Here is a 12,239-nt window from a genome sequence, read left to right on the forward strand (position 1 = left end):
ACGTATGATGCTTCACAAACTTCCGCAGATTAGAAGCCTATGTCCCTGATAGTTCTACTGCTTCTGCCTTTTCTGGGCAGTTGTCTGGCAGCCGTGCTGCCGCACAACGCACGTAACGCCGAATCCCTGCTCGCAGGTCTGGTCGCACTGATCGGCACTGTCTCGGTCGCGCTGCTGTACCCGCAGATCGCCCACGGCGGCGTGATTCGCGAAGAATTCACGTGGCTGCCCAGCCTGGGCCTGAACTTCGTCCTGCGCATGGACGGCTTCGCCTGGCTGTTCTCGATGCTGGTGCTGGGCATCGGCACCCTCGTTTCCTTATATGCCCGTTATTACATGTCGCCGGACGATCCGGTGCCGCGTTTCTTTGCGTTCTTTCTGGCGTTCATGGGCGCCATGCTGGGGCTGGTGATCTCCGGCAACCTGATCCAGATCGTGTTCTTCTGGGAGCTGACCAGCCTCTTCTCGTTCCTGTTGATCGGCTATTGGCACCACCGCCACGACGCGCGCCGCGGCGCCTACATGGCGTTGATGGTCACCGGTGCCGGGGGATTGTGCCTGCTGGCGGGGGTCATGATTCTCGGCCATGTGGTCGGCAGCTATGACCTGGACAAGGTCCTGGCCGCCGGCGATCTGATTCGCGCACATGCCCTCTACCCCATCCTGCTTCCCCTCATTCTTATCGGCGCCCTCAGCAAAAGCGCCCAGTTCCCCTTCCACTTCTGGCTGCCCCACGCGATGGCGGCGCCCACACCGGTTTCGGCTTACCTGCACTCGGCGACCATGGTCAAGGCCGGGGTTTTCCTGCTGGCCCGGCTGTGGCCGTCGCTGTCCGGCAGCGAAGAATGGTTCTACATCGTCAGCGGCGCCGGGGCCGCCACGCTGTTGCTCGGCGCGTACTGCGCGATGTTCCAGAACGATCTCAAAGGACTGCTGGCCTACTCGACCATCAGCCACCTCGGCCTGATCACGCTGCTGCTGGGTCTGAACAGTCCGCTGGCCGCCGTCGCAGCGGTGTTCCACATTCTCAACCACGCGACCTTCAAGGCTTCGCTGTTCATGGCCGCGGGGATCATCGACCACGAAAGCGGTACCCGCGATATCCGCAAGCTCAACGGCCTGTTCAAACTGATTCCCTTCACCGCCACCCTGGCGATGGTCGCCAGTGCCTCCATGGCCGGCGTGCCACTGCTCAACGGTTTCCTGTCCAAGGAAATGTTCTTCGCCGAAACCGTGTTCATCAACGCCACCGCGTGGGTTGAAACCAGCCTGCCGATCGTCGCGACCATTGCCGGTATGTTCAGCGTGGCCTATTCGCTGCGTTTCACCGTTGATGTGTTCTTCGGCCCGACTGCCACCGACCTGCCGCACACCCCGCACGAGCCCCCGCGCTGGATGCGTGCGCCGGTGGAACTGCTGGTGTTCACCTGCCTGCTGGTGGGGATTTTCCCGGCCCAGGTGGTCGGACCGTTGCTGGCCGCTGCCGCGTTGCCGGTGGTGGGTGGCGTGCTGCCGGAATACAGCCTGGCGATCTGGCACGGCCTCAATGCACCGATGATCATGAGCCTGATCGCCATGTCCGGCGGCATCGTGCTGTATCTGCTGCTGCGCAACCAGCTCAAGCGCGGCCGCTTCAAGTATCCGCCGCTGGCGGGCCGCCTCAACGGCAAGCGAATGTTCGAACGCAGTCTGGTGGCGATGATGCGTCTGGCCCGGCGGCTGGAGCGGAGGATCGGCACCAAGCGTCTGCAAACCCAGCTGTTCCTGATGGTGTTGGCGGCAGTGCTGGCCGGCCTGATCCCGATGCTGCACAGCGACCTGAGCTGGGGCGACCGGCCGAAGATCCCGGGCTCGATCGTGTTCGTGACCCTGTGGCTGCTGGCAATCGCCTGCGCCCTCGGCGCCGCGTGGCAGGCCAAGTATCACCGTCTCGCCGCCCTGACCATGGTCAGCGTCTGCGGGCTGATGACCTGCGTGACGTTCGTCTGGTTCTCGGCGCCGGATCTGGCCTTGACGCAGCTGGTGGTCGAAGTGGTGACCACGGTCCTGATCCTGCTCGGCCTGCGCTGGCTGCCACGGCGGATCGAAGAGGTTTCGCCGCTGCCAAGCAGCCTGCGCAAGGCGCGAGTACGCCGTCTGCGCGACCTGCTGCTGTCGATTGCCGTCGGCGGCGGCATGGCGCTGCTGTCCTACGCCATGCTGACCCGGCAGACGCCGAACGACATTTCCTCGTTCTACCTGAGCCGTGCTCTGCCCGAGGGCGGCGGCAGCAACGTGGTCAACGTGATGCTGGTGGATTTCCGTGGTTTCGACACCCTCGGCGAAATCACGGTGCTCGCCGCCGTGGCACTGACCGTATTCGCCCTGCTGCGTCGTTTCCGCCCACCGAAAGAAAGCCTGCAACTGCCGGCCCAGCAACGCCTGCTCGCCCCCGATGTGGTCACCGATCTGGTCAACCCGCGCTCGGCCAGCGACACCGCGCTCGGCTTCATGATGGTGCCGGCGGTGCTGGTGCGCCTGCTGCTGCCGATTGCGCTGGTGGTGTCGTTCTACCTGTTCATGCGCGGGCACAACCAGCCGGGTGGCGGCTTCGTCGCCGGTCTGGTGATGTCGGTGGCGTTCATCCTGCAATACATGGTCGCCGGCACCCAGTGGGTCGAGGCGCAAATGAGCCTGCGGCCGCTGCGCTGGATGGGCACCGGCCTGCTGTTCGCCACCGTCACCGGCCTCGGGGCAATGGCGGTCGGTTATCCGTTCCTGACCACCCACACCTGGCATTTCAGCTTGCCGCTGCTGGGTGACATCCATATCGCCAGCGCGCTGTTCTTCGATATCGGCGTCTACGCCGTGGTGGTCGGCTCGACCTTGCTGATCCTCACCGCCCTCGCCCACCAATCGGTCCGGGGCCACAAAACCGCTGCCGCCAAAGGAGCCGTCTGATGGAAGAAGTCATCGCAATCGCCATCGGCGTGCTCGCCGCCTCCGGGGTCTGGCTGATCCTGCGGCCACGGACGTTCCAGGTGGTGATGGGCCTGTGCCTGCTGTCCTACGGCGTCAACCTGTTCATCTTCAGCATGGGCAGCCTGTTCATCGGCAAGGAGCCGATCATCAAGGATGGCGTGCCGCAGGACCTGCTCAACTACACCGACCCGCTGCCCCAGGCGCTGGTGCTGACGGCCATCGTCATCAGCTTCGCCATGACCGCATTGTTCCTGGTGGTGTTGCTCGCCTCACGAGGCCTGACCGGTACCGACCACGTTGACGGAAGGGAGCCCAAGGAATGACGGCGATGACTCACCTGATCGCCGCACCGATCCTGCTGCCGCTGCTGACCGCCGCCATCATGCTGATGCTCGGCGAGAAGCACCGTCCGCTGAAGGCGAAAATCAACCTGTTCTCCAGCCTCCTCGGCCTCGGCATCTCGGTAATGCTGCTGCAATGGACCCAGACCACCGGCGTTCCCGGTTCGATTGGGGTTTATCTGCCGGGCAACTGGCAGGTGCCATTCGGCATCGTGCTGGTGGTCGATCGTCTGTCGGCATTGATGCTGGTGCTGACCGGGATCATCGGCGTCAGCGCCCTGCTGTTCGCCATGGCCCGCTGGGACGGCGCCGGGTCGAGCTTCCACGCGTTGTTCCAGATTCAGTTGATGGGACTCTATGGCGCGTTCCTGACGGCGGACCTGTTCAACCTGTTCGTGTTCTTCGAGGTGCTGCTCGCTGCGTCCTACGGCCTGCTGCTTCACGGTTCGGGCCGGGCGCGTGTGTCGTCGGGGCTGCATTACATCTCGATCAACCTGCTGGCCTCGTCGCTGTTTTTGATCGGCGCGGCATTGATCTACGGAGTGACCGGCACGCTGAACATGGCGGATCTGGCCCTGAAGATCCCGCTGGTGCCGGAGGCCGACCGTGGCCTGCTGCACGCCGGCGCGGGAATTCTGGCCGTGGCGTTCCTGGCCAAGGCCGGCATGTGGCCGCTGAACTTCTGGCTGGTACCGGCCTACTCGTCGGCCAGTGCGCCGGTAGCGGCGATGTTCGCGATTATGACTAAAGTCGGCGTCTACACCCTGCTGCGCCTGTGGACGCTGCTGTTCTCGGGCCAGGCCGGCGCTTCGGCGTATTTCGGCGGCGACTGGCTGATCTACGGCGGCATGGCCACCATGGCCGGCGCAGGTGTGGCGATCATCGCCGCGCAGCGCCTGGAACGCATGGCCAGCCTGAGCATTCTGGTGTCGGCGGGAATTCTGCTGTCGGCCGTGGGGTTCGCCCAGCCGAACCTGATCGGTGCGGCGCTGTTTTATCTGGTCAGCTCGACCCTGGCGCTGAGTGCGCTGTTCCTGCTGGCCGAGTTGATCGAACGTTCGCGCACCGCCATCGAAGTACCGCTGGAAGACGAGAACGAACTGCTGCCGCGTCCGCAGGAATGGCAACGCCCCGTCAAAGGCATCAACCTCGACGACGAGCAGAAAGCTGTGGTCGGCCAGGTGATCCCATGGACCATGGCGTTCCTTGGTCTGAGCTTCATTGCCTGCGCGCTGCTGATCATCGGCATGCCGCCGCTGTCCGGGTTCATCGGCAAGCTCAGCCTGATCGGCGCCCTGCTCAACCCGCTGGGACTCGGTGCCGGCGAACCGATCTCGAATGCTGCCTGGGCGTTGCTGGCCCTGCTGATCCTTACCGGCCTCGGCTCGTTGATGGCATTCTCGCGCCTGGGGATCCAGCGCTTCTGGTCGCCAGAGGAGCGCCCGTCGCCCGTGCTGCGCAAACTGGAATGCACGCCGATTTTCCTGCTGCTCGGCCTGAGCATCGCCCTGACCTTCAAGGCTGAACCGCTGCTGCGTTACACCCAGGCAGCGGCCGATGCCCTGAACAATCCGCAGCAATACGTAATGGCGGTGCTCGGCACCCGCGCCGTGCCGAGTCCGGAAGCCAAGGCTGCGCTGCTGGAGGTGCAACCATGAAGCGTCTGTTTCCTGCTCCTTGGCTGTCGCTTGCGCTGTGGTTGCTCTGGCTGGTGCTGAACCTGTCGGTCAGCCCGGGCAACCTGCTGCTGGGTGCCGTACTCGGTTTCTGCGCCCCGCTGATGATGCGCAAACTGCGCCCGCAACGGATTCGCATCCGCCGCCCGGGCACGATCCTGCGATTGTTTCTGCTGGTCGGGCGTGACGTGATCGTCTCGAACCTGCAGGTGGCCTGGGGCGTTCTCAACGCCGGTCGCCGGCCGCTTCGTTCACGTTTCATCAAGGTGCCGCTGGACCTGCGCGATGCCAACGGTCTGGCGGCGCTGTCGATGATCTGTACGGTCGTGCCCGGCACGGTGTGGTCGGAGCTGGCGCTGGATCGCAGCATTCTGTTGCTGCACGTCTGGGATCTGGATGACGAGGCGCAGTTCATCCAGCACTTCAAGGTCACTTACGAGCGGCCGTTGATGGAGATTTTCGAATGAGCCCGCTGCTGTCGAACGCGATACTGCTGACGCTGTTCCTGTTTTCCTTGGCCATGGTCCTTACGCTGGTGCGCCTGTTCAAAGGCCCGTCGGCACAGGACCGCGTACTGGCGCTGGATTACCTGTACATCGTCGCCATGCTGATGATGCTGACCCTGGGGATTCGTTATGCCAGTGACACCTACTTCGAAGCGGCGCTGCTGATCGCGCTGTTCGGCTTCGTCGGCTCGTTTGCCCTGGCGAAATTCCTCCTGCGTGGCGAGGTGATCGAGTGAACGCTGAACTGTCTCTCTGGGTGGAAATCCCGGTGGCGATCCTTTTGGTGCTCAGCGGCGTGTTCGCCCTGATCGGTGCCATCGGCCTGCTACGGATGAAAGATTATTTCCAGCGCATGCACCCACCGGCGCTGGCCTCGACCCTCGGTGCGTGGTGCGTGGCGCTGGCCTCGATCATCTGTTTTTCCGCGCTCAAGTCCGGGCCGGTGCTGCACGCATGGCTGATTCCGATTCTGCTGTCGATTACCGTGCCGGTGACTACCTTGCTGCTGGCGCGGGCGGCGCTGTTCCGCAAGCGCATGGCCGGGGATGATGTGCCGGCCGAGGTCAGCAGCCGGCGCACTGAAACCGGCAGTTAAATCCAGGCAACAGCCAACAGCCCGGCTCCCAATATCAGACACAGCGGCGAGTAAACCCAAGTGTCGAGCCGGGCGAACCGCGACCCCTTCACTTCCTTGAAAAAACCCACCAGTTCCGAATCGCCAATCGCCCGCGCAAACATCAGCAGCGCAATCGCGCTGATCACCCATTGCAGCGCCCAGTGATGCACGGCGGGCAGCCACCATCCCACTCGCATGCACACCAGTGCGGCAATCAGTAGCAGGGCTGCCGCCACCACCAGCGTGATCCAGCCTGACGGCTTGAACGCCGGCCTGAGTGTCAGCCCGCCGTTGTCCACCGGGACCTGCGGCACCACCGCCACGGCTGCCCATTGCCCACCCATCGCCCAATACACATGCATCAGGCTGATCACCGCAAATATCGTCACCAGCCATTGAGCCAACACAAAGGTCATGGTCGAGAATCCTTTAAAGGGATTTGAACAAAACATCCTAGTCGGCATTTTTCCATGTGCACGACCGGTCGGCGGTGCGGTAAAGTGCCGCCCCATGAAATTCACCCGTACCGATCGTTCACTGCTGGCCTGGATGCTCTATTGCTGCGTCCTGTTCAACGTGTTCGCCTGCAGCATCGGTCACGGACAAATGGTCGGCATGCAGCTCAACGGTATCGGCGGCCAGTTCTGCGCCGTTGACCCGAGCACCCTGGCACCGCTCGCCTCGAATCCCGCCGAAGAAAAGCTGCCGACCCTGGCAAAAGCCTTCGGCTGCCCGCTGTGCTCCACCGGCGGCATGGGCCCGGCGTTCAACTCCAGCCTGACCCTGGCGATCCTGCCGGAACAACACAGCCCGCCGCTGCCGGTCATCGTCAGCGCCGACCTTCCTGCCCGCTTCATCTGGCCTTCGGCCAATCCTCGCGCCCCGCCGCGCGCCTGAGTGTCCTTGCCTTTTTGAATTGTCAGCCCACTGCGCCAACGCGCGGCGTTCGCCTGTGCGCTGACGCCTAGACAAGCATTCAGGATTCAAACGATGAAACAACTTACCTTGCTGGCGAGCCTGTGCGGCTGCCTGTCCGTCAACGTCTGGGCGCAATCCACCGTGGATCTGGCGCCGATTACCATTGACGGCGAATCCGGCGCCGAACCGGGCCTGAGCCTCGACCAGTCCAGTGGCATGGCCTCGCGCCTGGGCCTCAGCGTGCGCGACACCCCGGCTTCGGTGGCCATTGCCAACCGCAACGACATTGAACGTCACGGCTCGCAAAACTTTCAGGACGCGGCCAACACCTTGCCGGGGGTGAACGCCAGTGCGCCGCCCGGCTTTGGCGGGTTCGTCTCCTATCGCGGCTTCACCAGCAGCCAGATCACCCAGATGTTCAACGGGGTCAACGTTTCCGGCGGACTCGCACGCCCCGTGGATTCGTGGATTTATGACCGGGTGGAGCTGGTGGGCGGCCCGTCGTCACTGATCAACGGCGCCGGCTCGGTCGGTGGCTCGCTGAACTACGTTACCAAACTGGCCACCCGCGACGAGCAAGCCATCGATGGCCGAGTCAGTTATGGCACCTACGACACCACCGAAACCGCATTCGGCCTCAATCACGCGCTGACCGAACCCGGCGTCGACGCGCAACATTACGCGCGCCTCGACGTCAGCCACAACACCAGCAACGGCTACATCGACCGGCAGGAACGCGATGCCTGGAGCGTGGCGTTCTCGCTGCTCAGCGATCTGACGCCGAACCTGTCGCACACCCTGGCCCTGGAATATCAGGACGAACACGAAGACAGCCCGTACTGGGGCACGCCGGTGCTCAACCCCAAGGCCGGCGAGTTGAAGATCGACAAGCACAACCGCTTCAACAACTACAACGTCGAGGACGGCCGCTACGAGCAGCGGACGATCTGGGTGCGCTCTATCATCGATTACCGGATCAACGAGAGCACCACCCTGCGCAACACCCTCTATCACCTCGACAGCCAGCGTGATTACCGCAACCTGGAAACCTATCAATACAACGCCGACAACAGCGCGGTGAACCGCTCCACCGCGTATCAGGTGCGGCACCAGGGCGAGCAGAACGGCAACCAGTTCGAACTGCGCCACGACAACACCCTGTTCGGCCTCGACACCACCTGGTCCGGCGGATTCGAGTACAAGGTCAACCAGACCACCAACTCGCCGCTGAACGTCAAAGGCGCCAGCGCGGTGAACCCGAACAACTACCGACCGGGGCATTTCTATGACATCCCCGGAACGATGCCGGGTTTTGTCAGCGACAAGACCAACGAAGTCACCACCAAAGCGCTGTTTGCCGAGAATCGCCTGGCACTGACCGACAAGCTTTCGCTGCTCACTGGTCTGCGCTATGACGACATCGACCTCGACGTGACCAACCATCGCACGGTAACGGCAAGCAACCCGCACCATCTGAAGCGCAGCTGGGATCCGGTCACCGGGCGCATCGGCCTGACCTATCAGTTCATTCCGTCAGCCAATGTATACGTGCAATACAGCACTGCCGCCGAGCAACCCAATGGCACCCAGGACTTTGATGTCTCGACCGGCAAGCAATGGGAAATCGGCAGCAAGTTCGACTACCTGAACGGACGCGGTTCGGCAACGGTGGCCGCCTACACCATCGAGCGCAAGGACTTCGCGGTGACGGATCCACTGGACCCGACCAGCAGCATTCCGGTCGGCCAGCAGACGTCGAAGGGTATCGAGATTGCCAGCTCGTTGCGGATCACCGACAAGTTGCTGGCCGAAGGCAACTTCGCCTGGGTCGATGCGCAATACGATGAGTTCAACGAAAAGAACCCCGCCGGCGTGGTGGTTTCGCGCAAGGGCAACACACCGACCAACGTGCCGGACCGGGTCGGCAATCTGTGGCTGACCTACGATTTCTCGCCAAAATGGCAAGGCGGGGTCGATGCGCGGTACGTGGCGTCGGTGTTCGCCGATAATGCCAACACCATGACCGTGCCGTCGTACACGCTGTTTGGCAGCTTTCTCAGCTACAAGGTGGATTCGCACACCACTGTGACCGGACGGGTGCGCAACCTGACGAATGAGGTGTACGCCGAGTTCGCCCATGTGTCGCCGGCGTATTACCTCGGCACACCGCGTACATTCGAGCTGGCTGTACAGACGCGGTTCTGATTCATCCTGGCGAGGGCGTCGCCCCTCGCCACTTCACTACAGACCTGCCTGAACCTTCTGCGCCACATCCTTCGGCAGCCACGCCTGCCACACATCCGGGTGCGCCTTCATGAACGCCACCGCCGCGTCCCGAGGCGCCGTGTGTTTCTCGCTCATTTCGGCCAGCGCCTTGTTCAGGTCATCAATCGGAAAATCGACCTTGCTGAAGAACTCGGCAATCTCCGGATGCTGTTTCTGGAACGGCGTAGACACACCGATCGACAGCTTCGAGGCCAGTGAACGGGTCGGTTTTGGATTGGGATTATCGGCGTCGGTCAGGGTCTTCCAGGCCTCGGCATCGAACGGCGGCTCTTCCAGTTGAATCAGCTTGAACTTGCCGAGCAATGGCGTCGGCGACCAGTAATAGAACAGCACCGGTTTACCGCGGCGGATCGATGAGCTGATTTCGGCATCGAGTGCCGCACCGGAGCCGCTGCGGAAATTGACGAAATCGTCCTGCAAGCCGTAAGCCGTCAGTTTCTGTTTGTTCACCACCTCCGACGTCCAGCCGATCGGGCTGTTGAGAAACCGTCCCTTGCTCGGGGTTTCCGGGTCCTTGAACACGTCCTTGTACTTCTTCAGATCGCTGACACTGCGCAGGTCCGGTGCCAATGGCTTGATGCCTTTGGCCGGATCGCCCTTGATCACGTATTCCGGTACCCACCAGCCTTCGGTGGCACCTTTGACCGTATCGCCCAGGCTCGCGACCTTGCCTTCGGCTTCGGCCTTGACCCAAACCGGACTGCGCCCGGCCCATTCTTCGCCGATGACCTGAATGTCATTGTTGGCCAATGCGGTCTCCAGCGTGATGGTGGTGCCCGGCAAAGTATCGGTCGGAAGCCCATAGCCCTTCTCGACAATGATCCGCAGGACATCGGTAATCAGGCTGCCGCTTTCCCAGTTCAGATCGGCGAAGTGGATCGGCGTCTGCGCCGCGCTCACCGCAGGCATCACCGTCATCAAACCGAATGTGGTAAACCCGGCGGCAAGCAACCGTCGAAATCCGTTCATGCTTTTGCACCTCGTGCTGTTCACAGCAATAGCAGGATGGCCTGACAGAAGACCGCAAGCCTCTGAATACTCAGTCAACTGACTGTAGACGAGGTTCCTGCTTTTTCAGGGGCATGACACGGACAAGGCTACTTTTCAGACATTTCCTGCAGGCTCTTCAGCTCGCGTCTGACCATGCTGGCGTATTCCGCAGGCTGCAAGGCGTAGATTTGCGAAGCGACCCAACCCAGCCACGCGCCCTTCAGTTCGGCCTTTGCAACGAACAACCGACGTGCTTCTTCGCGGGCACTGTCGAGGTTCTGCAAATGGAAATCGGCGCGACTCACTCGCTGGCCTTGAAGGTCACCAGCTCGCCCTTGCGCCACTTGGCGGCTTTGGCGGTGACGGCTTTCAGGGTCTTGGTCAGGCCTTCCTGCAACTGCTCGTTGGCTGCGAACACGGTGACCGCGCTGTGGCCTTCCTTGAACACGATGGCATGGCCGTCGCCCGTGCTGACAAACGCGTAGTCGCCCAGACCGTACACAGTCATTTTGATTTCGCGAAAGCGGATGTCCATCTTGCCGCCTTCTCGGCTGGGCAGCACCGACGCGCTGAAATGATCGCCGACCTTGAGCTTGAGGCCAGGTTTGTCATCGACCACCAAGGCGCTTTCGGTGTCGATCTCGGCAACGTAAATGCCTTCGGCGTTCTGCTCGGTGATGTAAACAAAACGCGATTGAAACTGCTTGACCAGCTTTGCCCGCAAATCACCCAGCACGAACAAAGCATGCATATCGAGGTTACTGACTGCCAAAGAAACATCCCCACACTTGAAAAGAGTGCCGTACGCGAAAAGCGCCCACGGCAGAAAAAGTCGGCCCGGCCGAAGTGTTGCGCGATGACTCGAATATACGCCTGAGCGAGCGAAGTGCTTATTCAACGCGAGTTGCACAAGACTACTGGAATGCCACTCGCGAAACCTGCAAAGACGTTCTCCAGATGTTGAAGGAAAATGCGTCACGCCCGCCCAGAGAAAGCTGATTACGAACTTTAGGGAAAAAACTCACCAAGAAAATCACTTTTCCGACATATCGCACGCAAAAAATTGCTTTAGATAGCGCCATGCCGTCGCCAGGTGTTGGCGATTCTAGAGCAGCGATGCTGTTCTCGACTACCCGCAGTGGCCAGTAAATGCGGGTCAATCCATGAAAAGGACTTCATATGTGCACTTTGACGCATTTTGCCGTGGCCCACGAGCCCGCCTTTGTCTTGAACAATTCTGGTTTCGAGAATGTTCCTAGAATGCAGCCTTGCACTCAGGAGCCGTTATTTCAGGTGATCCCTGCAGGCAATGCCTTTTTCCATATTAGAGAAAAGTCGACGGGCCTTGTCAGAGGATTCCGAGAGGATCACAACGCCGCCTGCGCCCTCGCCCGCTCACTGGAATCGCGAATCGAACTCCTGGCCAGCGCGCACCTCAGATAAAGAGAGTCATCGACCCCGCCATCCTTCAAGGAGCACACCATGGAACTGCCTGCCTACAACCTGACAACTCTGTTCGATCAATTAGGGCTGCCTTCGGAGGAAACAGCGATTGACGACTTCATCGAAGCCCATCCACTGGATGCCAACACTAAATTGATTGATGCCGAATTCTGGAGCCCGCAACAGGCGCAGTTGCTCAAGGAGTGGCTGCGTGCCGATGGCGAGGAAGCCGTGATGGTCGATGAGCTGAACGTGCGCCTGCACCGGGGCAAATGATTTCGATCAGTGCAGGCAGTCACTGGGTTCAGCGCTCAACTGCTCAAGCCACGCGGCCCTGCACTCTTCCGCTTCATTACGACTCGCGAAAGCGGTGCCACGGCGTTCGCCATTGAGCAGCACCACCCAGCAGACACTTTGCCCCATCGCGCGCAGCCCGGCGGGTACGCCGCTGCCGATCATCACCGCGACATCGACTCTGCATTGCATGCTGACCTCCCAACTT

General features: G+C 61.5%; 15 protein-coding genes. 10 read left to right on the forward strand and 5 right to left on the reverse strand.

All coding sequences use genetic code 11. The features are described from left to right. Window positions 1-39 precede the first annotated feature (39 nt). From ACODTD_RS07805 to ACODTD_RS07830, 6 genes are read left to right on the forward strand one after another with little or no spacing between them, the layout of a single operon-like run. A complete protein-coding gene (locus ACODTD_RS07805) occupies window positions 40-2,940 on the forward strand; it encodes a monovalent cation/H+ antiporter subunit A (protein ID WP_489104695.1) in 2,901 nt (966 codons plus the stop codon). After that, window positions 2,940-3,284, forward strand: coding sequence for a Na+/H+ antiporter subunit C (locus ACODTD_RS07810; protein ID WP_003192163.1), 345 nt, complete (start codon window positions 2,940-2,942; stop codon window positions 3,282-3,284). Before ACODTD_RS07805 ends, ACODTD_RS07810 begins: the two co-directional genes overlap by 1 nt. After that, entirely contained in the window at window positions 3,281-4,960 is a 1,680-nt protein-coding gene (locus ACODTD_RS07815; protein ID WP_201819153.1) for a monovalent cation/H+ antiporter subunit D, read from the forward strand. The genes ACODTD_RS07810 and ACODTD_RS07815 overlap by 4 nt, the downstream gene beginning before the upstream one ends. Continuing rightward, a complete protein-coding gene (locus tag ACODTD_RS07820) occupies window positions 4,957-5,445 on the forward strand; it encodes a Na+/H+ antiporter subunit E (RefSeq protein ID WP_201819151.1) in 489 nt (162 codons plus the stop codon). Before ACODTD_RS07815 ends, ACODTD_RS07820 begins: the two co-directional genes overlap by 4 nt. Next, the gene (locus ACODTD_RS07825) at window positions 5,442-5,720 is read left to right on the forward strand and encodes a K+/H+ antiporter subunit F (protein ID WP_011334688.1); all 279 of its coding nucleotides are present in this window, start codon (window positions 5,442-5,444) and stop codon (window positions 5,718-5,720) included. Before ACODTD_RS07820 ends, ACODTD_RS07825 begins: the two co-directional genes overlap by 4 nt. Beyond that, complete coding sequence (locus tag ACODTD_RS07830) at window positions 5,717-6,079, forward strand: Na+/H+ antiporter subunit G (protein ID WP_011334689.1); 363 nt, start codon at window positions 5,717-5,719, stop codon at window positions 6,077-6,079. Before ACODTD_RS07825 ends, ACODTD_RS07830 begins: the two co-directional genes overlap by 4 nt. Here the strand turns inward: ACODTD_RS07830 and ACODTD_RS07835 are convergent. Further along, on the reverse strand, window positions 6,076-6,516 hold the full coding sequence (locus ACODTD_RS07835) for a DUF3995 domain-containing protein (protein ID WP_007950535.1): 441 nt from the start codon (window positions 6,514-6,516) through the stop codon (window positions 6,076-6,078). The genes ACODTD_RS07830 and ACODTD_RS07835 overlap by 4 nt on opposite strands. A 94-nt stretch (window positions 6,517-6,610) precedes the next feature. Between ACODTD_RS07835 and ACODTD_RS07840 the strand changes: the two genes are divergently transcribed. Both ACODTD_RS07840 and ACODTD_RS07845 read left to right on the forward strand, forming a co-directional pair. After that, complete coding sequence (locus ACODTD_RS07840; protein ID WP_285358231.1) at window positions 6,611-6,997, forward strand: DUF2946 domain-containing protein; 387 nt, start codon at window positions 6,611-6,613, stop codon at window positions 6,995-6,997. 93 nt (window positions 6,998-7,090) lie between these two features. Beyond that, window positions 7,091-9,223 (forward strand): TonB-dependent receptor, encoded by a 2,133-nt coding sequence (locus ACODTD_RS07845; RefSeq protein WP_489104696.1) that lies wholly within the window; start codon window positions 7,091-7,093, stop codon window positions 9,221-9,223. 36 nt (window positions 9,224-9,259) lie between these two features. Here ACODTD_RS07845 and ACODTD_RS07850 read toward each other — a convergent pair whose 3' ends face one another. The 3 genes from ACODTD_RS07850 to ACODTD_RS07860 form a co-directional block, all read right to left on the reverse strand. Beyond that, window positions 9,260-10,273, reverse strand: a complete 1,014-nt coding sequence (locus ACODTD_RS07850) for an ABC transporter substrate-binding protein (protein WP_221614489.1) — start codon at window positions 10,271-10,273, stop codon at window positions 9,260-9,262. A 128-nt stretch (window positions 10,274-10,401) separates the two neighbouring features. Then, window positions 10,402-10,599: a hypothetical protein gene (locus ACODTD_RS07855; protein WP_011334693.1), complete on the reverse strand. Its 198-nt coding sequence runs from the start codon at window positions 10,597-10,599 to the stop codon at window positions 10,402-10,404. Further along, window positions 10,596-11,066, reverse strand: a complete 471-nt coding sequence (locus tag ACODTD_RS07860; RefSeq protein ID WP_011334694.1) for a hypothetical protein — start codon at window positions 11,064-11,066, stop codon at window positions 10,596-10,598. Before ACODTD_RS07860 ends, ACODTD_RS07855 begins: the two co-directional genes overlap by 4 nt. Before the next feature lie 407 nt (window positions 11,067-11,473). Here ACODTD_RS07860 and ACODTD_RS07865 point away from each other — a divergent pair, with 407 nt between their 5' ends. Beyond that, window positions 11,474-11,737 (forward strand): hypothetical protein, encoded by a 264-nt coding sequence (locus ACODTD_RS07865; protein ID WP_260411472.1) that lies wholly within the window; start codon window positions 11,474-11,476, stop codon window positions 11,735-11,737. Window positions 11,738-11,776: 39 nt separating this feature from the next. Beyond that, window positions 11,777-12,013 carry a DUF2789 family protein gene (locus tag ACODTD_RS07870; RefSeq protein ID WP_011334697.1) on the forward strand — a complete coding sequence of 79 codons (237 nt, stop codon included), beginning with the start codon at window positions 11,777-11,779 and terminating at the stop codon, window positions 12,011-12,013. Between the two features lie 6 nt (window positions 12,014-12,019). Here the strand turns inward: ACODTD_RS07870 and ACODTD_RS07875 are convergent, their stop codons facing one another. Continuing rightward, a complete protein-coding gene (locus ACODTD_RS07875; RefSeq protein WP_011334698.1) occupies window positions 12,020-12,223 on the reverse strand; it encodes a hypothetical protein in 204 nt (67 codons plus the stop codon). Window positions 12,224-12,239 lie beyond the last annotated feature (16 nt).

Source organism: Pseudomonas sp. FG35 (genome assembly GCF_057809295.1).